The sequence below is a fragment of the Candidatus Cloacimonadota bacterium genome, assembly GCA_012522635.1.
Taxonomy (GTDB): domain Bacteria; phylum Cloacimonadota; class Cloacimonadia; order Cloacimonadales; family Cloacimonadaceae; genus Syntrophosphaera.
In genome coordinates, this window is record JAAYKA010000131.1 from 1 (window position 1) to 24,584 (window position 24,584).

Sequence of the window (24,584 nt, forward strand, 5' to 3'; positions counted from 1 at the left end):
CGAGTTACTCCGGAAATAATCCCGGGTCAGACTCAAGAGCCGGAAACCGAGGGCGAAAGCTGGCTTTCTAATAAAAATTTCTCCCTTCATTATCTAAGGACGAGTCTGGTGAAATCAACCTCACATACTCCTAAATCTTTGTCTGGCTTATGGATAGCCTTTGAAACATAAGGAATACCAAGGGCAGGGGGCAATAAGGAGCCTCAAAAAGCGTTGCAGAGGGACAATTTTCAGCTAAAAGAGGGCGAAAAAAATGTTTGGGAAGGTGATGGGACTTGACAGAATTGGGCGGTTCAGTTATTTTGTAAAACAAAGATGAGAAAAATGAAGGAGGTTCCGCAATGAAGAAGCTTTTACTCGGAATCATAATCCTGACGCTAAGTCTGCCGATTTTCGCTCAAATAGATTTGCCCAAGCCGGATTTCAACCCCTACCGGCAGGGAGAGCCAGGCTTGCTGAGCCTGAACCGCTTTTCCATGAACCATTCCATGGGCTTTTCCGCGGGCGTGAGCAGCCTTGGTTCAGGATACTACCTTTCCCGCTATACGAACCAAATCAACTACGCTTTTTCGCCCAAGCTGAATTTGGAGCTTGACCTCAGCCTCGTGAATTATGGAACCACCGGCGCGAAGCTGGAATTCAATTCCGACAACAATACCAAGGTGATTCCGGAATTCAAGCTGAACTACCGGCCTTCGGACAGCATGAATCTTTCCATCGAATTCAGGCAGGCAGCGCCCTGGAACCAGGTTTACTCACCCTGGTCAACTGAAAATCGTCCCTGGTACGAAGAGTGGTAAGCATCTTTTGAATCTCGTGATATACGTTTTGATAGCTGTCCTTGGCGCCGCTTTGGGCAGCTTTTTTAATGTGGTGATAGACCGCGTTCCGCAGGGAAAATCCATCGTCAAACCTCCTTCCCACTGTGGTTCTTGTGGAACCCAGCTTCCCGCTTCGCAAAATATCCCCATCTATACTTACATCGTTCAAAAGGGGCGTTGTAAAAATTGTGGGGCCAAAATCCATTGGCATCATCTGGTTGTGGAAATCGCCACGCCGTTGTTGTTTATGGCGCTGGCGCTGGTTTATGGCGCGGGAAATCTGGCATTCTGGAAGTTCGCGGTGATGTTCGGATTCCTCATCCCCATCTTTTTCATCGACGCTTTTCATCAGCTCATTCCGCTGGTCTTGTCTTTGCCGATGGTGGCTGTGGGATTGATTTTCAGTTTCGCGCAAAGCTCTTTCAGGTTCAAGGATTTCTTTTGGGTTTATCTACTGCCGACCTTGTTACTTTTCTTTTTTCTCTACGCCTTGGCTCTGACTTGGGAAAAGATTTTCAAAAAAGAGGGTTTGGGCGGTGGTGATGTTATCCTGATACCCGCGCTGGCGGCGTATTTTGGCGCCATCCACATACCCTTTGTCATTCTGTTGGCATCCATTTTAGGGATTATCTATTTCCTGGCTTTCGTGCGTAAACCAAACCAGGTTTTCGCCTTCGGACCGTTTTTGGCGTTCACGGGCGTAGTTTGGGCTCTGGTGGGCGAGATTCTTTTATTTACCCTGGGCTTCAGGCTCTAAACTTTAATCAAATAGCGCTTTAATCAGGGTTTCGGGCTCCAGCCTATAGGCGCTGCCACGTCCTTCAAAAAAGCCGTGAGCGCCAATCATGTGCATGCTGAGCGAGGTCCAAACCACCGTGATGCCGTTTTCCTGGTTCGTGAGTGTGGTCACGGCTTTGCGATAGATTCCCGGATGACCAAAAGGACATGGCATTCTGCCGCGATAGACCTCGGTTTGAACCTGATATTTACCCTCGACGAGGATTCCTTCCAGATAGCTGTCCCAGCTTGCCTGAGTCAGGCTTTCCATCCTTTTGGCAATTTCTTCCCTGCTGCGACCCAGTTTATCCAAAACGACGCTGTCGTCCTGGATGATTTCATTGAGGGGGCGGGTATCGTCGCCCAAAAATCCGCTCAGGGTCTGAACCCCGGGCTGCATACGCTGCATTGTTTTTAATTCTTTTCCTGTGGGTTTCATGGCTCATCCAAAACTGTCAAAATAGATTTTTTCCTTGGGTACGCCCAATTCTGTGAGGGATTTGGTTACGGCGCCAATCATGCCTGGGCTGCCACAGAGGTAGGCTTCCGTGTTCTTGGGGTCGCGGATGGCGTCCTTGAAAAATGGCATGACGAAGCCGGTTTTGCCTTTCCAATTATCGCTGGGCTCGGCGTGTGAAAGCACCGGCACGTAGGCAAAATCGTCGAACACTTTTTCAAAGGATTCCATCTCTTCGGTGAGATAGAGGTCTTTGGGGGTGCGGGCTCCAAAAAAGTAGGTCATCTTGCGGTTGGTGCCAGTCACAGCCAGATGTTCAAGCATGGATTTGATGGGCGCTTTGCCAGAGCCGCCCGCCACAAAAAGGATGTCGGCATCGGTGTCGCGCAGATAGAAATCCCCGTAGGGGCCGGTGAAGCGAACTTTGTCCCCCACCTTGAGTTGGGTGTGGGCCCAGGTGCTGCAAATCCCTTCCGGAACCAGGCGGATGATGAGTTGGATGGCGTTGTTGGTGTCCGGTTTGGAAGAGATTGAATAGGCGCGGGTGACGCCCTGTTTCACCTTGTCGTATGGTTCGGAAATGAGTTGAACATATTGTCCGGCTTGGAAATCGATGGTTTCGCCGGGTTCCAGTTCGAAGGTGAAGCCTTTAATATCGTAAGTGTAATCGATGATTTCGGTGACCACGCTTTTAAATTCACGAATGTTGAAAATGCTTTCAGGAATCACGATGCTGACATCGCTTTTCACCTTGACCTGACAACTGAGACGAACGTGGTCTGCCAGTTCGGCCTCGCTCAAAAAGGGTTTTTCGGTTGGCAAAACAGGACCGCCGCCCTCTAAAACCTTGCATTTACAGGCGCCACAGCTTCCCCTTCCACCGCAGGCGGAGGGTAAAAAAACCTGGGCTTCGCTGAGCGAATTCAGCAGGCTGCTGCCACCTTTTACGGTGAGTTCGCGCTTGTCGTTCACATTGATTTTGCAATCGCCATAGTTATTCAGCCAGCGTTCCGCGATGACCAGCAAAATTGCCAGGATTCCGCTGACGCCGGTTATCACTCCGATATCTTTCAAAATGATGCTTAACATTATCGATAATCCCCTTTATTGGATGGGCGCGATGCCGGAAAAACCGACGAACGCCAGCGCCATGATGCCTGTGATGATGAGGCTGATGCCGGTTCCACGCAGGCCGGCGGGGACCATCTTTTCACGCAATTTGCCCCTGAGACCAGCCAGCATCAGGATGGCCAAAAGCCAGCCCAGTCCGCTGCCGAAACCATAGGCAATGGATTGCAGGAAATTGTAGTTGCGAATCACCATGAAAAGGCTGACGCCGAAGATGGCGCAATTCACCGTGATGAGAGGCAAAAAGATGCCCAGGGAATAGTATAAAGCCGGGGTGAAACGCTCGATGAGAAGCTCCAAAAGCTGCACAAAAGCCGCAATCACGATGATGAAAACGATGTATTGCAGATATTCAATGTGAAACGGCACAAGCAGATAGTGGTAGGCAAGCCAGTTCAGCGCGGTGGTGAAAACCAACACGAAGGAAACCGCAATGCCAAGCCCGAGAGAGGATTCCACTTCCTTCGACACGGAAAGGTAGGAACACATGCCCAGAAAGTTTGTGAGCAGGATGTTGCTGGTGAAAATCGCGGCCCAAAAGAGCAGAAAAGCGGATATTTCCATCTTAGACCACCTTGTAATATTTGTTGTTTACAATCCAGATGAGCAGCGCCAGAAGGAAAAACGCGCTGGGCGCCATCACCATGATGCTCCAGTTTGTCCACCAGGAGCCAAGGATTCTAAAACCAAACAGGGTTCCAAAACCGAACAGCTCGCGCACGAACGAGATAAGCAAAAGCACGAGGGTGTAGCCAAATCCGGCGCCGATTCCATCTATCACCGAATCCAGAGGCGGGTTTTTTGAAGCGAAGGCTTCCAGGCGTCCCATCAGGATGCAGTTTGTGATGATGAGGCCAACGTAGGGACCGAGCTGCTTGCTCACCTGAGGCAAAAAAGCTTTGAGGAGGATATCCACCATAATCACATAAGCCGCCATAATCAGGGTTTGAGCAATCATGCGCACGCTGCGGGGCGTGTATTCCCTAATCAATGAAACAGTCAGACAGGAAAGCGCCAGCGCGAAGGTGACTCCCAGGCCCATGATGAGGCTGTTCAGCATCAGGTTCGTGACAGCCAGAGATGAACAGATACCCAGGATTTGCTTCCAGACGGCGTTTTCTGTGAAAGCGGAATTGATGAAAATCTGTTTGCGGGTCATTTGCCTTCCTCCGTTCTGGATTTGGCGATTTGGGCCAGTTCACCGCGAATCATATCCACCACGGCTTTGCTGGTGATGGTGGCTCCTGTAATCTGGCGAAGCTGTTGAGGTTTGATTTCCTTTTGGCCTTCCGGCACCATTTCAAACTCGATGGGGCTTGAATTATCAAGAATGGGTTTGCCCTTGAACTGGGAGGTGAACCATTCTTCCTCGATGCGTCCACCCAGTCCGGGAGTTTCGGATTGGTCGTAAACATTCAAGCCCAGGAGGGTTTGGAGGTCCAGGCTGGTGGCGACAAGAGCGCGCATTGTGCCCCAAAGTCCCTTGCCACCGACATCGAACACGTAAGCTATGGGCGTGCCATCATATTTCACTTCAAAGGCTTTGCGCGCGAAACTATCTTCGTCGAGAGTGCCGATGTGGTTTTTGTAACTGGTTGGATAGTCGGATTCAAGAGCCTGAGCCTGTAATCCGCTGAGGCTGGCGAGGCTGTCCGCCGCCAGGCTGAGGATGGTTTTTTCGTAGGCTTCACGCTGTTGTCTTTTGATGCGCGGCTCGCTGGCACGATACATCACAGCCAGAATCCCCACAAAAACCAGGCTGAGTATCAACACGAAAAGAACAGGCCAGATGGGTTTGTCGAAAAAGCTGGTTTTGTTTTCCATTTTAGACCGCCTCCTTCTTCTTCGGCAAAGATTTCAAACCGTGTTCGATGATGGGCATCAGCGAATTCGCAATCAAAAGCGCGAACATGAAGCCTTCCGCGAACAGAGAAAAACGGCGGATAAACACAGTTAGAAAACCGGTGAGGATGCCGAATATCCACAAGGCTAAAGCACCCTTTGGCTGAGAGATGGGGTCTGTGACCATGAACACGATGCCAAACAGCGCTCCACCCGCGCAGAGCATGAACAGCGGGTTTTCACCGGGGTAAAAAATCAGGTTGAAAACGATGATGCTGAGCAGCGTGGAAAGCATGGGAATCCATTTTGCCGCTTTGGTGACCAGCAAATAGATGCCAGCCAGGATAATCAGCAAAGCGGAGGTTTCACCCAGAGAGCCGGCTTCAAAACCTAAGAAAGTGTCCATAAATGTAGTGGTGGCAGGGATACCCTGACGGAACTGACCCAAAATGGTGGCTCCGGTTTCAAGCGCGGAATCCATGCTCCAACGGGCAAATCCACCGGGAAAGCTGTCCATCAGGAATGGTTTTACCCAAGACACCGTCATTTGCTGGGGAAATGAGACGTAGATGAAGGTGCGTCCTAAAATGGCGGGGTTGAAGGGGTTGGCGCCGAAACCGCCAAACACCATTTTTCCAAAAGCAATCGCCACCACACTGCCCAAAGCTGCCATCCACAGCGGGATGGTTGGTGGAAGCGTCATCGCCAAAAGCGTTCCGGTCACAAACACAGCCATGGAGACCTTTCCGCCTTTTTTGGTTCGAATAAAAAGATATTCCGTGGCAAAGGCCGCCAAGTTCGATACCAGCACCACCGCCGCCGCGCGCCAGCCATAAATATAGATGGCAAAAATCAACAGCGGGATAAGCGCATAGAGCACCTTGTTCATCACGGCCTGTTTCAGGATTAGGTCTTTTATCTTCAAGTTTCACACTCCTTTACGGATGTTGTTTATCTTGCCGTAGATTAGAAAGAATCTTCGCTATAATCAAAAAATCCATCGGGAGACTCGGATCCGGTTTCAATAACCGGTTCGGGGCCCCGGCTGAGAGTCAGATGAACAATGCTGCCTTTTTCCACCTTGGAGCCGGATTCAGGATGGCAGCGGATAACCGTGTTCGCGATGTAGCTGCCGGAATAGAGCGAATCACGCACAACGCCTTTCAAGCCGGCATTTAAAAGCAAATAGTAGGCCTCATGATAGCTTTGTCCGATTACGGAGGGAACACCAACCTGCTGGGAACCGCGGCTCACACGAACGTAGATGGTTCCTTCCGAACGCAGCATTCCCCCGGGCGCGGGCTCTTGTTCCAAAATGGTGCCCACCCTCTCGGTTTCGCTCCAGATGGAATCCTTCACCACGGCGTGAATGCCCATGTTTTCCAAGCTTCTACGCGCATCGGCAAAGCTTTTTCCAATCAGGTTTGGAACCTCAAGCTCTTTAGGGGAACGGAAAATAAAGGGAAAAATCACCTGGCTGGTCAAAAAGGCGGTTAGGAAAATGATTCCCGCGCCGATACCGATGCTGAGCCAGATTTTAGTCGTTTTCTCGCTGGGCAATGTTCTCTAACTCCTTTTTTTCATTTTGGCAGCGAAGGCGCCATCCATATTATGACGGAAAGGCAGGCTGCGAAACATTTTGTCGGAAACCATGTCCTTGGGAATATACTTTGAAGCGTCCAACAAACTGAAGCGTGGATTCCGGGCAAGGAATTTTTCAACCTGACGCTGGTTTTCCTCAGGATTCATAGTGCAAGTGGAATAGACCATTATACCATCGGGACGAACAAAATTCGCCGCTGTTTCCAAGGCTCGCTCCTGAAGTTTGATGAGCTGGGGAATGTCGTGCCGCGCCTGCCAACGCAAATCGGCTTTGCGCCCAAAAACACCCCAGCCGGAACAGGGAGCGTCCACCAAAACCCGGTCGTAGGCAGGAGCCACGGGTCCATATTTGAAAGCGTCGCTCACCACCATTTTGATGTTTGTAAGCTGAAGCCGGTTGGCGGCTTGTTTGAGCAGTTTCATCTTGCTGGGGATTTTATCCACCGCCACGATTTCACCGGTGTTTTGCATGATTTCCGCGATGTAGGTACACTTTCCGCCGGGCGCGGCGAAAAGATCCAGGATATTGTCATCCTTTTGCGGGTCAAGCAGTTCCACCACCAAAGCCGAGGATGTGTCCTGCACGGAATAATAGCCTTCCGAAAAAGCGACATCGTCCAAAACCGTTTCCGCTGCATCTGCCAACAGGCTCATCTTACCCACCTGCGAAGGTGTTAAAACGGTGTCCCGCTTCGCAAAATATTGAATTAGCTTTTGTGGGGTGGTGGCAACCTGGTTCACGCGCAGGTGGAGGGTTGGGTTTTCGTTGAACCAAATGGCGAGATATTCTGCGTCTTCCTCGCCCCAAAGTTCAATCCAATCCTTAATCAATCCAGGCGGATAGGAATGTTCGCTGGCGATGCGTTCAACCGGGTCGCTGGGCCAGGTGACTTCTGGATTCCTCTGCCAGGCACGCAGGACGGCATTTACAAAATCGCCAACCTTGTCGCCCAGCATGTTTTTTGCCAGTTCCACAGTTTCGTTGATGGCGGCATGGGCGGGGATGGAATCCAGATACAGAAGCTGGTAGAGCCCCAGGTAGAGCCAAACCTTGATTTTGAGATCGGTGGTTTTAAACTTCACCGGGTCAGCATATTGGGAGAGAATATAGTCCAGCTTGCCCTTCAGCTTCACCACGCCCTTCACCATGTTGTAAAAAAGCGCCAGGTTTTCCCGGTTGCTTTTCAGGCGTTTGGCTTTTTGGTGCAGAAGCGTGTCCGAAAAAGCGTTGTCTTTCAAGACTTTAAGAATGGTTTGGTAAGCCTGGGTTCTCAACATTTTATTTGCTTCTTTGGTAGAGGCGACGGATTACCTCTTTGATGAGCTGTTCGGCGTTCAAGGCTTGGGCTTCCTCGCCCATCAAACTAAGTTCCTGCCTCACTTCCCTGGCGTTAAAACCAAGGGTTTGCAACGCGCTTTCCACTTCGTCGGCTTTGGAGGAGGGCAAATCCGGTCCGCCCGGTTCGGCGATATCCAAAATGTGGCGCAGCTTTCCCTTCAATTCAATAATCAAACGTTGCGCGCTTTTCATCCCAATCCCCGGAATCTTTGTGAGGATGGCGGTTTCGTCGCGTTCGATGGCTTTCACAAAGGTTGCAATCGGCAGGGTGGAAATGATGGAAAGCGCCGTTTTGGGTCCAATTCCGGAAACGCGGTTCAGTTGTCTGTAAAGTTCACGTTCTCCCTCGCTGGCAAAGCCGAAGAGGCGGATATCGTCCTGGGAAACATGGAGATGGGTGAAAAGCTGGCAGCTTTCCCCCAAAGATGGCAAAAGCTCGAAGGTGCTGATGGGGATGAGAAGTTCGTAGGAAAGCCCGGAAGCTGTTTCCAGAACGGCGTTGACCGGGTCTTTGTGGAGGAGGATTCCCTTGATGGAATGTATCATTATTGAAATTTAATCCTATGATGATGGCAAAGCGCCAAGCCCAGCGCGTCGTAAGCGTCGTCTCTTTTGGGGGGAGATTTCAGCTTCAAAAGTTGGTTAACCATATAGCGCACCTGTTCTTTGGAGGCATTTCCATTGCCCACCACCGCCTTTTTCACCTCGCGGGGACTGTATTCCACAATCGGAACCCCGTGTCTGGCAAGAGTGAGCAAAATCACCCCGCGCGCGTGGCCAAGAGTGAACACGCTACGGATATGCTTGTGAAAAAACATGCTTTCCACCACCGCCACATCGGGTTTGTATTCTTCCAAAACATCGTTGATGGCGTTGAAAAGCAAATCCAGCCGGGCGGGAAGCTCTTTTTGGCCAGTGAGGTCAAGCACATCGCAACCTGCACCGCTAATCCGGCGTCCGTCCAGTTCCAAGAGGCCATATCCGCAATAGCGGCTTCCGGGATCTATGCCCAGAATGATCACTGTTCCTGGCTGAGGGCTTCCAACACTTCGTCGGAAACCTCAAAATTCGCATATACCTTTTGTACGTCGTCCAGTTCCTCCAGCATATCAATGAGGCGGAGGAGCTTTGCGGCAACGTCGTCCGCGTTGATAGTGTTTTTTGGAACCCGGGTCAGTTCGGCGTTTTCCACTGGCAGCCCCAGTTTTTCAAATTCTCCCAAAACCGCGTGAAATTCGTCCGCGGCGGTGTAGATATCGAATTGGTCATCGTTCAATTCGATGTCTTCAGCTCCGGCTTCGAGGGCTTGCATCATGAATTCATCTTCGTCAAGTCCTTCAGCAGGAACGCTGAAATAACCCTTGATGTCAAAATTCCAAGCAACCGCGCCGCTTTCTGCCAGGTTTCCGCCATATTTGGAAAAAGCATGTCTGATTTCGGAGACGGTGCGGTTTTTGTTGTCGGTCATAACCTCCAACACGATGCCCACTCCGTTGTGGCCGTAGCCTTCATAGACGATTTCCTCATAGGTGGCGCCTTCAATTTCTCCCGTGCCACGTTTTATGGCGCGATCAATGTTGTCTCGGGGCATGTTTGCGGCTCTGGCAGTCAACATGGCGGTGCGAAGCCTGGGATTGGTTTCGGGATCCCCTCCGCCATCTCTGGCGGCCAGAATTATCTCTTTGGCGATGCGGGTGAAGAGCTTGCCGCGTTTTGCGTCAGCGGCTCCCTTCTTGTGTTTGATGGAACTCCATTTATTGTGTCCTGACATAAACACCTCTATATTTCTTATTTTTTTGCATTGATTCCTTACTTGTGTCAGAATCTCATACACTCGGAAAAATGTCAAGAAAAAAGGGGGAGGCTGTTAAATCGGCCTCCCCCGGAATCTGAAACCTGCTGAACTGCAGGGCTTTATCTTATGCGTCGGAATCCTGCCAGGCGGCGATCACTTTTGCCGCCACTTCGTCAGGAACCTTCTCATAGTGAGAGAATTTTTGCGTGAAACGCCCCCTGCCCTGGGTGAATGATTTCAGGGCGGGATAGTAAAAATACATCTCGGCAACCGGCATCTGGGCGTTCAGATATTGCTTTTTGCCGCGCTGTTCCATTCCCATGATGCGTCCGCGGCGGGTGCTGATATCGCCCATCACGTCGCCCATATATTCACTTGGAACGATGATTGTGAGCTCGTGAATGGGTTCCAGGAGGATGGGACGGCAATTTTTAAACCCTTCCTTCAAGGCCATGGAGGCGGCAATCTTGAAAGCCATTTCAGAGCTGTCCACATCGTGGTAGCTGCCATAGTAAACCTCAACGGCAATATCCACAACATTATAGCCAGCGATGATGCCCTTCTCCATGGTTTCAACCAAGCCTTTTTCGATGGCTGGGATGAAGTTTGAGGGAATCACGCCGCCCACGATGGCGTTGATGAATTGGAATCCTTCCCCACGCTCGGTGGGTTTGATGCGGAAATAAACTTCGCCATATTGGCCGCGTCCGCCGGATTGTTTTTTGTGGCGATATTGAGATTCGCCGCTGCCGGTGATGGTTTCTTTATATGGAATACGGGGTTCCTTCATCACGGAATCCACTTTATAACGGTTTTTAAGTTTTTTAACAACCAGTTGAAGCTGCTGTTCACCCATTCCTGAAATCACGTTTTCGTGGGTTTCGGCGTTCAATTCATAGCGAATGGTTGGGTCTTCAGCAATAACTCTTTGCAGGGCGGTTCCGATTTTATCTTCGTCGGATTGGTTCGCCGCGCGGATGGTTTGCCAATATGTGGCAGTGGGAAGCTCCGGCAAAGGCAGGCTCAGTTTGCTGCCAATAGCGGCGATGGAATCCAGGGTACGAGTGTTTTTCAGCTTCACCAGCGCGCCAATCTCGCCAGCCCGGATTTCCGAGGTGTCGTGGCGGTTTTTGCCCAACATATAATACATGTTGCCGGCCTTGTCTTTGGCGTCTTTTTCGGGAATATAAAAATCCATGCCGGATTTCAGGATGCCAGAAAAAATCCTCACGTAGGCGTATTCACCCATATTGGGGTCCGCGTAAAGTTTGAAAACATAACCCAACAGCTCGCCGTCAGGTGAGGCCACAAATTCGCCGGGTTCCCCACCCTTCAAAACCTGCATGGGGTTGGCATTTTCCGGAGAGGGAAGATAATCGCAAACGGCGTCCACAAACGCCATCACACCTACTCCCGTGGCAGCGGAACAGCAAAAAGCGGGGCAAATATCACCATTGGCGATGGCTTTTTTCAAGCCGCCCATAAGCTGTTCTTCGCTCAGTTCCATGTTTTCCAAAAAGCTGTCCAACAGTGTTTCGTCTGTTTCGGCAACTGCTTCCATCAATTGCAGACGCGCGTCTTCCACGGCGCCTTGCATATCGGCGGGAACCTCACTTTCCCCGGAAGGTCGGATGGCTTTTTGGCGGATGATGTCCACAACGCCTTCAAAACCGCCTTCACGGCCGATGGGAAGATGTATGGGTGTGGGGTTCAGTTCTGTATTTTCATGAATGGCTTCGATGGTTTTGAAAAAATCCGCGTGTTCGTTGTCCATGCGGTTCACCACCACCACTTTGCCCACTTTTTTACGTTCCACCTGCTCGATGGCAAGCTCCAGTCCCACTTCCAAGCCGCCAGTGGCGTTTGCCACCAAAATTACGTTTTCCACCGACGGAATGGCAACGATGGCGTCACCAATGAAATCGGGGGTGCCGGGTGAATCCAAAAGGTTAATTTTGTGGTCTTTATGGTTCAAAAAGCCCAGGCTCAAGCTCAGCGAACTTTTTTTCGCGATTTCTTCGGAATCAAAGTCCATCACAGTGTTGCCCTCGTCCACTTTGCCCAAACGGCTGGTGGTGTGTGTCAAATGAAATATCTGTTCCGCAAGGGTGGTTTTCCCAGAACCGCTCGCTCCCATCATCAGGAGATTTCGCAGTTTGGAGAGTTTGTATTCTTTCATCACGATCCTCGTTTTTCTATATATAATCAAAGCAATTCTTGTTTCCGACCGTCAATTTGGCCATGAACAATCCATTTTTTTTCTAACGCCATTGTTGTCAAACGCTTTTTTTGGAAAAACACAGATTTCGAGTAAATGACAGCGTTGGAATGACTGAAATTACAAACAGAGATGAAGCAATCTCCGTGTGAATTTGAGACATTTTGTTTGACCTCAATCCCAACTCCAGAAAGATTGAATGAAAACATCCAAATTATTCGAACCGCCCATCGTAATCAACACATTTGCATTGGTTTAGAGTAAATCATCATGATGTGTCCCACAGATATTTCGTGTTGATTGCGAGGTTCTATCCTGTTCCCTGCCTATAGTATTCCTTATGTTTCTAAAGCAATCATATGCGACACATAGACTTAGGGCTGACACCTGTATATTTCAACAGACTCGTTCCATAATATATGAGACAACTGTTGGCAGCCCGGGGTTCTGAGGCTGGTTTGTGTTTAAGCCAAGGTTTTGTGGAGACGGATATTCTGAAATAGCAACAATCAGCGAAACAAAGCATTGACAAAAAACAGGTGGCACAAATACTGGTTTGAAAATGGAGCTGCTTGCTTCTGCCTTACTGCTTCCGTGCACGTAAGGCCTTGAGAATAAAATAAATATGGATACGATATTACCATGAAGCAGGCGGATTTTATCCGCCTTTTTTTATTTGTGGTAAGAAGGAGGTTCCAATAATTCGGATCAAACGTGGAAAGGCCCGCCTAAAAGAGGTTGTGCCGAAGGAAAGGATTAACGAACAGATCACCGCGGCCAGAGTGCGCGTGATTGACCCCGAAGGTAAACAGATCGGCATTTTGCCTTTAAGGGAAGCCATCATGAAGGCCGAAGATTTGGATCTTGATCTGGTGGAGATTTCCCCCAGCGCAGATCCCCCGGTTTGCCGCATCATGGACTTTGGAAAATACTATTTCCAAAAAGAAAAAAAGGCCCGGGAAGCCCGTAAGAAACAGCATGAGGTCGAGGTCAAAGAGATCAAGTTCGGGCCCAATACCGAAGAACACGATTATAATTTTAAGAAAAACAACGCGATCAAGTTTTTCCGCCAACATAACAAGGTGAAATTCACCGTTCGTTTCCGTGGTCGCCAAATGGCACACAAAGAGCTTGGCTTCAACGTTCTGGAAAAACTGAAAAACGATTTATCATATCTGGCCGATGTGGATAGCGAGCCCGTTTCGGAGAGAAACCTTCTTTCCATGATTATGAGCCCCAAAAAAGACATCGACCGGATTCTGGAAAAGCTGGACGAAACCGTTCAGCCCGAAGCCGCATCCGAAGCTGAACAAATGGAATCCTGAGTTCAGGCGTCAGACCGCGCATCCATAGATTTTTTGAATACTCCAAAGGAGAAATAATAATGCCAAAAATTAAAACAAGCCGTTCCGCCAAAAAGCGGTTCAAAATAACCGGCACAGGCAAGATTGTGCGCCACCACGCAAAATCCGCGCACATCAAAACTAAAAAAACACCCAAACTTAAACGCAACCTGCGTGGCAGTGCCATCGTCCGCGCTTGCGACGAAAGAAGAATCAACCGCATGTTGGGAAAAAATTAGGGGAGAGAAAAATGCCAAGATCAACAAATAACGTTGCATCACATCGCAGAAAGAAAAAATATATGTTGGCCGCTCGCGGATATTTTGGCCGCCGTGGTACCAACTACCGTATAGCGCGTCAAACCTATGAAAGAGGAATGGCCTTTGCCTTCGCGCATCGCAAACAGAAAAAAAGAAACTTCCGCAGTCTGTGGATCACACGCATCAACGCCGCCTGCAGAAACAACGACATGAGCTACAGCCGCTTCATAAACGGCCTGCATAAAGCAAATATCGAGATAAACCGTAAAGCTTTGGCCCATCTTGCCTGGCATGACAGCGAAGCTTTCGCGAAGCTGGTTGAAATCGCCAAAGGCTAAACCAAGGTTCGCTCCAAACCGGAGCACGCAAACCATTTTCAGGACAAGGAAAAAGTGTGCAAAACCAATTGAGGGAAGCGGCCCAGCAAGCCCAAACGGCCATCGCCGCCTGCCAAACGAATAATGACATCCTGAACGCCAGGGCGCAATTTTTGGGCAAAAAAAGCCTGGTGAGCAGCCTCTACCTGAAGCTGAAAGAGCTTCCCGACGCTGAAAAACCCGCGTTCGGGCAAATGATAAATGAGCTGCGCCAAGAGCTGGAAAAATTGCTTGCCCAGCGCGAAACTGAGCTGAAAGAGCAACAGCGCCAACAGCAGGATGCCAGCAAGGCTCACGATTTGAGCCTGCCGGGAATCAGCCCCAGCCGTGGTTCACTGCATCCGCTGACTGTGGTCCGCCGTGAGATTGAAGATATCTTTATGGCGATGGGTTTTGAAATCGCTGAAGGACCGGATATTGAGGATGAATTCCACAATTTTGACGCCCTGAACACTCCACCCGACCACCCGTCTCGAAACCTGGCGGACACATTCTACCTGGAAAACGGACGCTTGCTGAGAACCCAAACCTCCACCGTTCAGGTGAGAACCATGGAGCAGTTTGCGCCGCCAATTCGGATTATTTCGCCGGGAAGGTGTTATCGCAACGACAAACCCGATCCTTCACACTCGCCGGTTTTCCACCAAGTGGAGGCACTGGCTGTGGATAAACACATCAGCATGGCAGACCTGAAGGATACCCTGCAAAACTTTGCCCAACTGATGTTTGGAACGGGCATGCGTTCGCGCATCCGCCCACACTTTTTCCCCTTCACAGAGCCCAGCGCGGAAATGGATATAAGCTGTGTTTCCTGCCGGGGACAAGGCTGCCGGATCTGTAAAAACTCCGGCTGGCTAGAGCTTGGCGGCGCTGGAATGGTTGACCCCACCGTTTTGAAAAACCTGGGGATCGACCCTGAAATATGGAGTGGATTTGCACTGGGAATGGGCATCGAACGCATCGCCATGTTGAAATATAACATTCCCGATATGCGCATCCTGTTTGAAAACGATGTGCGCATGTTGCGTCAATTCAGCGGGGAGTCTTTATGATTATTTCATGCCGCCAGCTTGGCCGCTATATTGAGCTTCCCGCCGACTTGGAACAGTTGGTTCACACCCTCACCTTCAGCGGAATTGAGGTTGAGGCTATTAAAGAAATTCCACAGCTTCCGCCCACAGTGGTGAGCGCCAAGATTTTGAGCGCGGAACCGGTTCCGGATTCGAATCACCTCACAAAGTGTATGGTTGACCACGGTGGCGAAGAGCCGGTACAGGTGGTTTGTGGAGCACCGAACTGTCGGGAAGGCATGGTTTCCGCTCTGGCTCTGCCAGGAACGAAACTGGGCGATTTCACCATCAAATCCGCCAAACTGCGTGGAGTGGAATCCCACGGTATGCTTGCTTCCGAGCGGGAATTGGGAGTTTCAGACAACCACGCCGGAATCGTTGAATTCTCCTCCGACACACCTGTGGGCATCAGCGTGAATGAAATTTACGAACTTCCAGACACGATTCTGGAACTGGAAATCACGCCAAACAGACCCGACCTTTTAGGCTATATCGGCATTGCCAGGGATCTTTCCGCCTCATTGAACCTTCCCCTCAAAGAGCCTTCCATCAAAAGGTTTGAGGGTGAAAAAGATTGTGGGATGGATTTGAAGCTGGTGTTGGAAGACGCCGAAAAATGCCCGCGTTACACAGCACGGCTTTTGGATGGTGTGAAGGTCGCCCAGTCCCCGCAATGGTTGAAAACAGCGCTGATTAAGAGTGGTTTACGCCCCATCAACAACATCGTTGACGTAACAAACTTTGTGATGTTTGAGCAGGGACAACCCCTGCATGCCTTCGATTACGACAAGCTTCTGCCGCTTTCCACACAAGACGGCCATCCCGCCGTGGTTGTACGCAAGGCACGGCCTAATGAGGCTTTTGAAGCCTTGGATGGCAAAAACATTGAGCTGGATGAAGCCGACCTGGTAATCGCGGACGGAAAAGACGCATCGGCTTTGGCGGGTGTGATGGGCGGAATGAAAACTTCCATCAATGAAAACACGCGCAGAATTGTGTTGGAATCGGCTTGTTTTCAAGCCACCACGGTTCGCGCCAGTTCCACAAAGCATAAGATTTCCACCGATTCTTCCTACCGTTTTGAGCGTCAACTGAGCCCCTTCGCGGCAGAAACAGTGAGCGACCGGGCTGTTGAACTTATCTTGGAAACTGCGGGCGGAAGGCTTTGCGAAGAGCTTTACGACGCCTTTCCGCATGTTCCGGAGCCGCGCCTCCTCGTGCTTCGTCCGCAGCGTTTTGAAGAGCTGATTGGCTACCGACTTTCCGAAGAGGAAATCGTAAGATATCTGGCGGCTTTAGGCTGTAACCTGGAAAAAAGCGACGCCAACGGCTTGGTTTTCCAAATTCCCCATCGCAGGGTTGACCTCACACGCGAAGCGGATCTTTTGGAAGAGCTGGCACGCCTGGCAGGCTATGAACGCATTCCCAGCAAAACAGCCATTTCAGGCATTATGGATCACCACGCCTTCAAAACTCGCAGAAGGATTGAGGATTGGTTCGTGCAGACCGCTTTTCACGAGGCTTTGAACCACAGCTTCAGCGATCCCGCGCAATATGAAGCGCTGGGATTTTCCCCTGAAGAAATAAAAGACAGGCTTTTGAAGCTGGTGAATCCCCAGAGCAGCAATCAATCCGTGATGAGGATTTCGCTTTTGCCTCAACTTTTGGAAAACCTGCGCTACAATCTTCACCACGGTGAACGCGACCTGAAATTGATGGAAATCGGCAAGCTCTATTATAATGAAGAGGGAGAAATCCAGGAAAGGCTGGTTTTAAACGCTGCCTTAACTGGAAACACCCAACCTGAACATTGGCTTCAAAAGAGCGAAGCCATTGGTCTGTGGCACGTTAAAGGAATGGTGGAAGGCCTCCTGCAAAGTCTTGGACTTCCCGCCACGCAGACGAAAGAGCATCCGCAACCCTGGCTGGCAGAGGGCGATAACCTCGCCTGGATGAACGATGGCAAGGTTTTCGCTTCTTTTGGACGTTTGAAAACCCAAACAGCTGAAAACTTCGACATCGACCTGGGCATCCTGAAACAGGAAATCTGGGTGATTGAATTGGATATCGATCTCATCGCCGAATTAACCCGGAAACGGGAAATGGTTTTCCACGAATTGCCACGCTATCCGGGTGTCACACGCGATCTTTCTTTCGTCATCCAAACTTCTGTCCCCTATTCTGAAATCAAGGACGCCATCAAAGCGATTGCGCCGGAACTGATTTCCCAGGTTCAGATTTTTGATCAATACCTTGGAGAGCACATCCCACAAGGCTTCCGCAGCGTTTCTTTGCGCCTGAGGCTTCAGGATCGCGAAAAAACATTGACAGATGAGCGCGTGGATGAACTTCTTGCATCGGTGAGGGAAATGCTTTCCTGCACCTGGCAGATAAAAATGAGGTAAACCAATGGAAACACAAGCCACAAGCTTGCAAGATAAGATACAAAAACTGATCTCCCAATATACGGAAGACAAAAAACAGCTGGTAAAACTGGAAAAACAAAACGAAACCCTGAGAGAAGAAAACAGCCAGTTGATGGCCCAAGTGGAAAATATACGGCAAAGCAGCAGCGGAAACGCCGACAAAATCAGGGAATTGGAACAGGAACTTTCGGAACTGAACGTTAAATATCAAGCGCTGCAAGACACGGTTTCAGGGTTTGAAGACATTGCCAGCGAGGCCATTGAACAAATCGACAGTCTCCTTCCCGATTTGGATCAAATGGAAATATAATGAAATCTGTGGATATCGAGATCTTCGGGCGCAAATTCCACTTGCGCACTGACAAGCCCAAAGAGCTTCAGGATTTTGCCAAAGCGATTGATGAAGAATTGCGGCAACTGAGCGAGCTTTACGAAAACCTCGATTTTCCCAAACTTTTACTGTTGCTTCTGCTGAAAAAACACAGCGAACTAAAGTCCTTGCAAAACAATTCCGCCAGTTCTGAGAAAGAGCTTGAACGCCTCAATCAGATGGTGGGAACCCTTGTGGAGGACCTTTGAATTTTTGCCTGCGGAATTCGTGATATGGATTGCACAAAAGCTACTGAAGAACAGGGAACCGAGCCATGGGTGGCGTGCAGGCCGGCAAGTTCCGGATCCACAAAGCCCACAAGGTAGGTGCCCACCTTATGCTTGGCTTTTCGAGGACAAGCATACACGGTTCACGCGGGCATATCTTTACAACGGCCGGGCCTCAACAACCCGCCTGAATAGATTTTAAAGGATACAAAAAATGGATAAATGGATATTGGCGGCGGCTGGGCTGGTGCTGGGATTCCTGCTGGCTTTGGTGATCTACCTGATCAAGCGCAACAGCTCTTTCAGGCTCATCTCTCAAGCCAAGGAAGTGGCCCAGGAACTTCGGGAAGCTGCCAAAACAGAAATAGAAACCGCAAAAAAAGCCGCGCTTTTGGAAGCCAGAGACGAATGGTTCGGGCAGAAAAAGGTGATGGAAGACGAAATCAAGGAACGGCAAAAAGAACTGCGCTTCCAGGAAAAGAAATATAACGAACGAATTGGCAGCCTGGACAAACGTCTAGACGCCATGGATAAAAAAGAAGCCAAAATCTCCGACCAGGAAAGAAAGCTGAAACACAAGGAAGACGAGATTGGCAAGAAAAACCAGGAAGTGGAAAAGCTCATCGGTCTTCAACACGACAAACTTTCCGAGATTTCCGGGCTCAGCCGCGAAGAAGCTTTGAAGGTTTTGCGTGAAGAGCTGATCGCTCAAGCCAGACAGGTGGCGGCAACCGATGCCAAACTCACCATCGAACAAATCAAATTGGACACCTCCAAAAAAGCGGCGGAGATTCTTTCCACCGCCATCCAGCGCCTCGCGGTTGACCACGTTTCCGAGACCACCGTCTCCGTGGTCTCCCTCCCCTCCGATGAGATGAAGGGACGCATCATTGGCCGCGAAGGACGCAACATCCGCACCTTTGAAAAAGCCACGGGGGTTGATCTCATCATCGACGATACCCCAGAAGCGGTGGTTCTCTCCTGTTTCGATCCCGTGAGACGTGAAATCGCCAGACTTTCCCTCGAAAAACTTATATCCGATGGACGCATCCACCCCGGACGCATCGAAGACGTGATCAACAAAACCACCAAGGAAATGGATAACAACCTGGTGAAACTGGGTGAAAAAGCGGTTTTGGAAACGAATATCCACAATATCTCCGGAAACCTGATAAAAATCCTGGGACGCCTGCATTATCGCACTTCCTATGGTCAAAACGTGCTCAATCATTCTCTGGAAGCGGCTTGGATTTGCGGAATACTGGCCGCCGAACTTGGCTTGGACCAGGACGTGGCTCGCCGCGCGGGGCTTCTTCACGACATTGGAAAAGCCATGGATCATGAATTTGACGGCACCCACGCCATCATTGGAGCAAACGTGGCGCGCAAAAACGGCGAAAGCAAAATCATCGTGAACGCCATCGAAGCCCACCATGAAGAAGTGGAAGCCACATCCGTGTATGCCGCGTTGGTTCAGGCTTCAGACGCCATTTCCGGAGCCCGACCTGGTGCCCGGAGAGAAATGTTGGAAACCTACATGCAGCGCCTCGCAAAGCTGGAGGAAATAGCAAACTCCGTGGACGGCGTGAACAAATCCTATGCCATCCAAGCGGGACGCGAACTGCGCATCATCGTTGAACCCAGCATTGTGGAAGACGCTCAAACCGCGCTTTTAGCCACCGAAATAGCCGCCCAAATCGAGAAAGAAGTGCAATATCCCGGACAAATCAAGGTCACCGTGATCCGTGAAACCCGGCAGATTGCAATGGCCAAATGATACGTCTTCTGTTTTTTGGCGATATCTACGGCAAACCCGGCCGACAGGTCTTTTCGGCCCTAATGCCGGAATTGAAAAAAGAATTTTCCCCGGATTTTATCATCGTTAATGGCGAAAACATCGCCGATGGCCGCGGCCTGACTGAAAAAACCCTCAAGTCGCTGTTCAAGGATGGTGTGGACGTTGTTACAGGCGGAAACCACCTCTGGGACAGGCCTGAATCCTGGGAATTCATAAAAAACACAGCCAACATAGTGCGGCCCATGAACTTTCCTCCCAGCGCGCCTGGCAACCTTTGCTGCCGCCTGGTGAAAGATGAGAAAGAAATCCGCGTCCTATCTTTTTGCGGACAAATTTTCATGCCTCCCGCCGATTCACCTTTCACTCTTTTGGAATCATGGTTTAAAACCAATCCCAACCGCGAAAACAGCCCCATAATCATAGACATCCACGCCGAATCCACTGCCGAAAAAAGGGCTTTGGGTTGGTTCTCTGACGGGCGCGTCTCCGCTGTTTTAGGCACCCACACCCACGTACAAACCGCCGACGAGGAAATCCTTCCCGGCGGCACGGCTTACATCACAGATGTCGGCATGACCGGCGCCCATGACAGCGTGATCGGGGTAAAAAAAGAGATAATTCTGGAAAAGTTTCGCCTCGGCTTGCCCCAGCGCTATGAAAGCTCCGACCGCGGCCTCCAGGTGAACGCCGTTTATCTGGAGATTGATCCTCAAACGGGTAAAGCCTTGAAAATCCAACGGATCCGCCGTTCAAACAATTTTAAAGCAGCAATCGAAGGACAATAGATGGAAAAAATCCTGAAGGGAAAACCTATCGGTTCCCGAATTCGAAAAAAGATTAAGGAAATAATCGCGGAACATGGGCTCGAACCGTCCATGCTCCTCCTCCAACCCGGTGGCGACGCCGCTTCCGCCTACTACGTGCAAAACATTATTTCCACTGGCGCCAAACTGGGCTGCAAGGTTGAATTGAAAAACCTTCCCGCTGATCTGGACGCGCAGGAACTGAGAGCCGTGATTGAAGAAGCCAATAATGACCCCCAGATCCACGGCATCATGTTGCAAAAACCTCTTCCAGCCCACATCCCCGATGCAGAAGCCGGCACTTGGATTGATCCCTGCAAAGACATCGATTCGCTAAACCCCATGAATCTGGGGAAAATCATCCTTTCTCTGGATTCACTGCTGCCCTGCACCCCCACGGCGGTGCTTTGCACTCTGAGACACTACAATATTCCCCTCCAGGGTAAACACGTCCTCATCATCGGGCGCAGCTCCATTGTGGGCAAACCTTTGGCAAATATGTTGCTTTGGAAAAAAACCTGGGCGGATGCCACCGTCACGGTCTGTCATTCACGAACCCAAAACTTGAGCGAAATGATCCAAACAGCCGATATCGTTGTGGCAGCCATTGGCCGTCCAGAATTTGTAAAAGCGGACATGATTAAAAAAAATGCCGTGCTCATCGACGTGGGTATAAATGAGATTACAAAACCGGATGGCAGCGTGGGATATGTGGGAGACATTGATTATAACTCTTGTTTTGACAAAGCCTTGGCGATCACACCCGTGCCCGGAGGAATCGGAACAGTGACCACCTCGCTGCTCTTTTTAAACCTCTTGAAAGCAAGCCTTGCCGCCAAGGGTACAAACAAAAACATTGACGATTTTCTCGACTTGATTTTTGAGGAATAATAGAATGAAAATATCCGAACAGATATGGGAGGAACGATGCCTGACAAAACAACAAGGCTCTTGAAACTGTTGATATTAATGGTATTGACGTCGCTGGCACTGACCGGCTGCGGCAAATTTGGAGAAAAATTTGCAAACCAAGAACCAAACATCGTCATCACTTCCTACGAAGGCTTTGATGACAGCGAATTGCTGGCGGATTTTGCCGATACAGAATTTCTGTTTCAGCAAAAGATCTTCTGGCATGCCACAGACCCTGATGGAGTTATCACAGGTTTTGCGTATCGCGTGAAAGACGAAGACGGCAACCCCATCGCCACACCCGGAAACCACTATGTGGATATGACCGGTGAAGACACGCCCCAAGAAGTGATTGACCGCTTCGGCATCGGCTGGGTTTTGCACTATAAACCAGGTGCAGACCAAAGTCTGTCTCTGGACGATCCCCAAGCTGCCAAATCCATTTGGACAACAGCCAAATACGCTGTGATAAACTTCCCTGCCGCCGACGATAATGGCAACCCGCTCTCCACAAAAAGCACCTTTGAAGTGATTGCCGTGGACAACCGCGGAGGTCTCACCCCCGTGTCTCCTGACTACCCCAAGCGCAGTGTTGCCTGGCGTCAATTCAAGGCATCATCTGATCGCCCCACTTGTATCGTGAGCACCACAAAAGGCAATCCAAATGGTGGCGTGGTGGGAAGCGGCCTCAGGCTCAAATTCACCATGACCGACACCGATCCCTTCATCGACTCCAGCCCCTACAAATTTGAATTCAAGATGATGAAGATTAACCCCGCCGACAGCACGGTGATTGCCGGAACTTCAACGGATTGGATTGACACCCAGAGTTCCAACCACGATTCACATATGGATGAATATCTGATCACCCGTCACACAGACCCGGCGTTGACTTTCGACGTTCAGAACGGAACAACCAAAACCCTCACGAGGATTGAATCACGAGCTTATGACCTTTCCGGAGTGGTTTCTGAAGAGACCAGAAACTCCCTGCTTTTCTTCGCCGTGAAGACCGGTTTCGCTCCTAAAACTTTGATTTACCCGCAACGTGTGTACGCTCTGGGGCACAACCACTTCATCGACTACGCGGACGAATCCACTCCCGAAATCCTGCCCTTCACCATTGTGGGCGGATTGCAACGTTTTGCCACCCCCTTCTTCAACGACCTGGAAAACAAAAAGACAGCCATAAATAGCTCAAACATCAAGGTTTGGCTGCGTTGGGGCTGGAGAGGCGAATATGGCATTGTTTTGGCAAGTGGAAACACCATCTATCCTGAACCCGGAAAAGAGAGTCCCTACGATAAAAAAGTGGATACAGTGCTGGACCGCTACACAGACGTGAACTATTTCAGCGAAATCACCAACTTCGACCTCCGTCTCGATGGCGAGCCTTACAACTATCCCCCATTCGCAAATTCCCACGTTACCGACAGCGATGGCAAGGAATGGCTGCGAATCCCGCTCTACTCGCCTTTGGGACAATCTCTGGTCTTGACCACGCTCGCCAGTGGCGAACACACTTTTGAAGTGCGCTGCGTTGACCTGCAGGGCGAAGTTGACCCCGAACCGGCTGTTTTCACATTTAGACTGGATGATCCGATTGAGCCTCAAAACCGCAGCGGTATCCTGGTCATCGACGACGACTTGAACCACGCCAGCACCTCTCCTGACGACATCGTTTTGGAAAGATATCAAAACATGCTTTCCGATTACACTGGCACCAAAAGATTCATCAAGCGCACTAGAGTCGGCTTTCCCGCAGATACCTACGAAGATTTCCGCCTGCGCCACCTTGCCACCACAGACTTGCAGAAATACAAACTGGTGATTTACCACTCAGACAATCCCAGTGAATCCGGTAACCTGAAGAACGAAAACGATGGACTCACGCTGTTTCTGAGATCGGGTGGAAACTTCCTGCTTTCATCCACTTCGAAATTGAACTCCACCATGCAATCATTTGTTCTGGCAAACCAAAAGACCTTCGTGAGCTATATGGGCTTGGAATACAAAGACCCGCCCGCCAGTATTATGAGTGACGCACTCCAAACCAGGGCTTTCTTCCAAAAAGCTCTTGGTCAGGAAGGCTATCCCAACATTCAACTGCAATATACTGCGGCGAATGAAGCCAGCTTCAACCCCATTGTTAACGCTCAGCACGGTTTGGGACCCATCACCTATTTCCCCACCAAGAGCCTGGCCGCCGAAGTTATCTACCGTATGGGCATCAAACCCACTGACTATCCTCAAACACCGCCCACGCAGGAACAATATAACACCTATAACAATCAGCCCATCTCGCTGAGAAACGTGAGCGGAGACAGCCGCTGCTATATCTTTGGCTTCCCGCTTTCATACATGCATCCCGCAGACTCCAAGGCCATGATGAACAAAATCCTGGCAGAAGTGATGTAATCATCTAATCTCTATAAACATAAACCGGCTTCCTCCTGGGAGCCGGTTTTTTATGAAAAGAAGATCGGGATGGGTATTGCTCATAACACCGCTATCCATTTGTTCAAGTTCCCGGTTCAAACCCGGCTCGCGCCAAGCCCTGGCTCATGCGTTTGTCAGCTATAACCCCCGAGCATCCCCATGGCTTTATGGCAACTACATGACGCATCAAAGAGTCATACATGAGCCAGGCTCAAGGAAGGGTTAACAAGCTTGAAAAGGAAGGGTTAAACCGGGAAAATGATTAGCTAAACCGTGATGAATAGGCGATTTAGGCAGGCTTTCCTTCCCGCCGCCCTTGGTCTCCCTTATGTTTCAAAAGCGAAAGTTAAACGACACATGGGCTTAGGGTAATATGACAGCAAAAACAACAGACTCGTCCTAATATGGAGTGTGGATTTTCTCCTTTTATTTTCCTTCATTTTCTTATTCACCCGCAGGGGAGAAAAAAAATGCCTTGACAGAAGGCAAGAATTCGGATTTTTTGCAAAGCTATGGCGATAATCGTAAAGAAATTTGGCGGTACTTCCGTGGGCAGTATCGAACTTATCCAAAACATTGC

Annotated in this window: 24 protein-coding genes and 1 pseudogene; 13 read left to right on the forward strand and 12 right to left on the reverse strand. The window is 50.0% G+C overall.

The features are described 5' to 3' along the window. Window positions 1–341 precede the first annotated feature (341 nt). Window positions 342–722, forward strand: a pseudogene (locus tag GX135_06680) (hypothetical protein). 109 nt (window positions 723–831) lie between these two features. Further along, a complete protein-coding gene (locus GX135_06685; protein NLN85769.1) occupies window positions 832–1,578 on the forward strand; it encodes a prepilin peptidase in 747 nt (248 codons plus the stop codon). Window positions 1,579–1,581: 3 nt separating this feature from the next. On the opposite strand, the gene GX135_06690 is transcribed toward GX135_06685, so the two are convergent. The 12 genes from GX135_06690 to GX135_06745 all read right to left on the reverse strand — a co-directional run bounded on the left by GX135_06690 (window position 1,582) and on the right by GX135_06745 (window position 11,940). Then, window positions 1,582–2,037, reverse strand: a complete 456-nt coding sequence (locus GX135_06690; protein ID NLN85770.1) for a hypothetical protein — start codon at window positions 2,035–2,037, stop codon at window positions 1,582–1,584. A gap of 3 nt (window positions 2,038–2,040) precedes the next feature. Further along, the gene (locus GX135_06695; GenBank protein NLN85771.1) at window positions 2,041–3,144 is read right to left on the reverse strand and encodes a 2Fe-2S iron-sulfur cluster binding domain-containing protein; all 1,104 of its coding nucleotides are present in this window, start codon (window positions 3,142–3,144) and stop codon (window positions 2,041–2,043) included. Between the two features lie 15 nt (window positions 3,145–3,159). Further along, complete coding sequence (locus tag GX135_06700) at window positions 3,160–3,747, reverse strand: NADH:ubiquinone reductase (Na(+)-transporting) subunit E (GenBank protein ID NLN85772.1); 588 nt, start codon at window positions 3,745–3,747, stop codon at window positions 3,160–3,162. Window position 3,748: 1 nt separating this feature from the next. Further along, complete coding sequence (locus GX135_06705; protein ID NLN85773.1) at window positions 3,749–4,342, reverse strand: NADH:ubiquinone reductase (Na(+)-transporting) subunit D; 594 nt, start codon at window positions 4,340–4,342, stop codon at window positions 3,749–3,751. Continuing rightward, window positions 4,339–5,007: an FMN-binding protein gene (locus GX135_06710; protein ID NLN85774.1), complete on the reverse strand. Its 669-nt coding sequence runs from the start codon at window positions 5,005–5,007 to the stop codon at window positions 4,339–4,341. The genes GX135_06705 and GX135_06710 overlap by 4 nt, the downstream gene beginning before the upstream one ends. Before the next feature lies 1 nt (window position 5,008). Further along, window positions 5,009–5,950: an RnfABCDGE type electron transport complex subunit D gene (locus GX135_06715; protein NLN85775.1), complete on the reverse strand. Its 942-nt coding sequence runs from the start codon at window positions 5,948–5,950 to the stop codon at window positions 5,009–5,011. A gap of 41 nt (window positions 5,951–5,991) precedes the next feature. Continuing rightward, entirely contained in the window at window positions 5,992–6,585 is a 594-nt protein-coding gene (locus GX135_06720) for a PASTA domain-containing protein (protein ID NLN85776.1), read from the reverse strand. 6 nt (window positions 6,586–6,591) lie between these two features. After that, a complete protein-coding gene (rsmB, locus tag GX135_06725; GenBank protein NLN85777.1) occupies window positions 6,592–7,905 on the reverse strand; it encodes a 16S rRNA (cytosine(967)-C(5))-methyltransferase RsmB in 1,314 nt (437 codons plus the stop codon). A gap of 1 nt (window position 7,906) precedes the next feature. Beyond that, entirely contained in the window at window positions 7,907–8,512 is a 606-nt protein-coding gene (gene ruvA / locus GX135_06730) for a Holliday junction branch migration protein RuvA (GenBank protein NLN85778.1), read from the reverse strand. Continuing rightward, entirely contained in the window at window positions 8,512–8,988 is a 477-nt protein-coding gene (gene ruvC / locus GX135_06735; protein NLN85779.1) for a crossover junction endodeoxyribonuclease RuvC, read from the reverse strand. The genes ruvA and ruvC overlap by 1 nt, the downstream gene beginning before the upstream one ends. Beyond that, a complete protein-coding gene (locus tag GX135_06740; protein NLN85780.1) occupies window positions 8,985–9,737 on the reverse strand; it encodes a YebC/PmpR family DNA-binding transcriptional regulator in 753 nt (250 codons plus the stop codon). Before GX135_06740 ends, ruvC begins: the two co-directional genes overlap by 4 nt. A 148-nt stretch (window positions 9,738–9,885) precedes the next feature. Then, window positions 9,886–11,940, reverse strand: coding sequence for an elongation factor G (locus tag GX135_06745; protein NLN85781.1), 2,055 nt, complete (start codon window positions 11,938–11,940; stop codon window positions 9,886–9,888). 779 nt (window positions 11,941–12,719) lie between these two features. On the opposite strand from GX135_06745, the gene GX135_06750 reads away from it, so the two are divergent. From GX135_06750 to GX135_06800, 11 genes are all read left to right on the forward strand, one after another. Further along, window positions 12,720–13,304, forward strand: coding sequence for a translation initiation factor IF-3 (locus tag GX135_06750; protein NLN85782.1), 585 nt, complete (start codon window positions 12,720–12,722; stop codon window positions 13,302–13,304). A gap of 59 nt (window positions 13,305–13,363) precedes the next feature. Continuing rightward, window positions 13,364–13,561 (forward strand): 50S ribosomal protein L35, encoded by a 198-nt coding sequence (rpmI, locus tag GX135_06755; protein ID NLN85783.1) that lies wholly within the window; start codon window positions 13,364–13,366, stop codon window positions 13,559–13,561. 11 nt (window positions 13,562–13,572) lie between these two features. Beyond that, the gene (gene rplT, locus GX135_06760; GenBank protein NLN85784.1) at window positions 13,573–13,920 is read left to right on the forward strand and encodes a 50S ribosomal protein L20; all 348 of its coding nucleotides are present in this window, start codon (window positions 13,573–13,575) and stop codon (window positions 13,918–13,920) included. A 56-nt stretch (window positions 13,921–13,976) separates the two neighbouring features. Continuing rightward, complete coding sequence (pheS, locus tag GX135_06765) at window positions 13,977–15,011, forward strand: phenylalanine--tRNA ligase subunit alpha (GenBank protein ID NLN85785.1); 1,035 nt, start codon at window positions 13,977–13,979, stop codon at window positions 15,009–15,011. Next, window positions 15,008–17,434: a phenylalanine--tRNA ligase subunit beta gene (locus GX135_06770; GenBank protein ID NLN85786.1), complete on the forward strand. Its 2,427-nt coding sequence runs from the start codon at window positions 15,008–15,010 to the stop codon at window positions 17,432–17,434. The genes pheS and GX135_06770 overlap by 4 nt, the downstream gene beginning before the upstream one ends. Before the next feature lie 4 nt (window positions 17,435–17,438). Beyond that, complete coding sequence (locus tag GX135_06775) at window positions 17,439–17,765, forward strand: hypothetical protein (GenBank protein NLN85787.1); 327 nt, start codon at window positions 17,439–17,441, stop codon at window positions 17,763–17,765. Beyond that, window positions 17,765–18,034, forward strand: coding sequence for a cell division protein ZapA (gene zapA, locus GX135_06780; GenBank protein NLN85788.1), 270 nt, complete (start codon window positions 17,765–17,767; stop codon window positions 18,032–18,034). Before GX135_06775 ends, zapA begins: the two co-directional genes overlap by 1 nt. 232 nt (window positions 18,035–18,266) lie before the next feature. After that, window positions 18,267–19,829 (forward strand): ribonuclease Y, encoded by a 1,563-nt coding sequence (rny, locus tag GX135_06785; GenBank protein NLN85789.1) that lies wholly within the window; start codon window positions 18,267–18,269, stop codon window positions 19,827–19,829. After that, window positions 19,829–20,635, forward strand: coding sequence for a TIGR00282 family metallophosphoesterase (locus tag GX135_06790; GenBank protein ID NLN85790.1), 807 nt, complete (start codon window positions 19,829–19,831; stop codon window positions 20,633–20,635). The genes rny and GX135_06790 overlap by 1 nt, the downstream gene beginning before the upstream one ends. Continuing rightward, the gene (locus tag GX135_06795; GenBank protein ID NLN85791.1) at window positions 20,636–21,544 is read left to right on the forward strand and encodes a bifunctional 5,10-methylenetetrahydrofolate dehydrogenase/5,10-methenyltetrahydrofolate cyclohydrolase; all 909 of its coding nucleotides are present in this window, start codon (window positions 20,636–20,638) and stop codon (window positions 21,542–21,544) included. A gap of 36 nt (window positions 21,545–21,580) precedes the next feature. Then, entirely contained in the window at window positions 21,581–23,983 is a 2,403-nt protein-coding gene (locus GX135_06800) for a hypothetical protein (protein NLN85792.1), read from the forward strand. Window positions 23,984–24,584 lie beyond the last annotated feature (601 nt).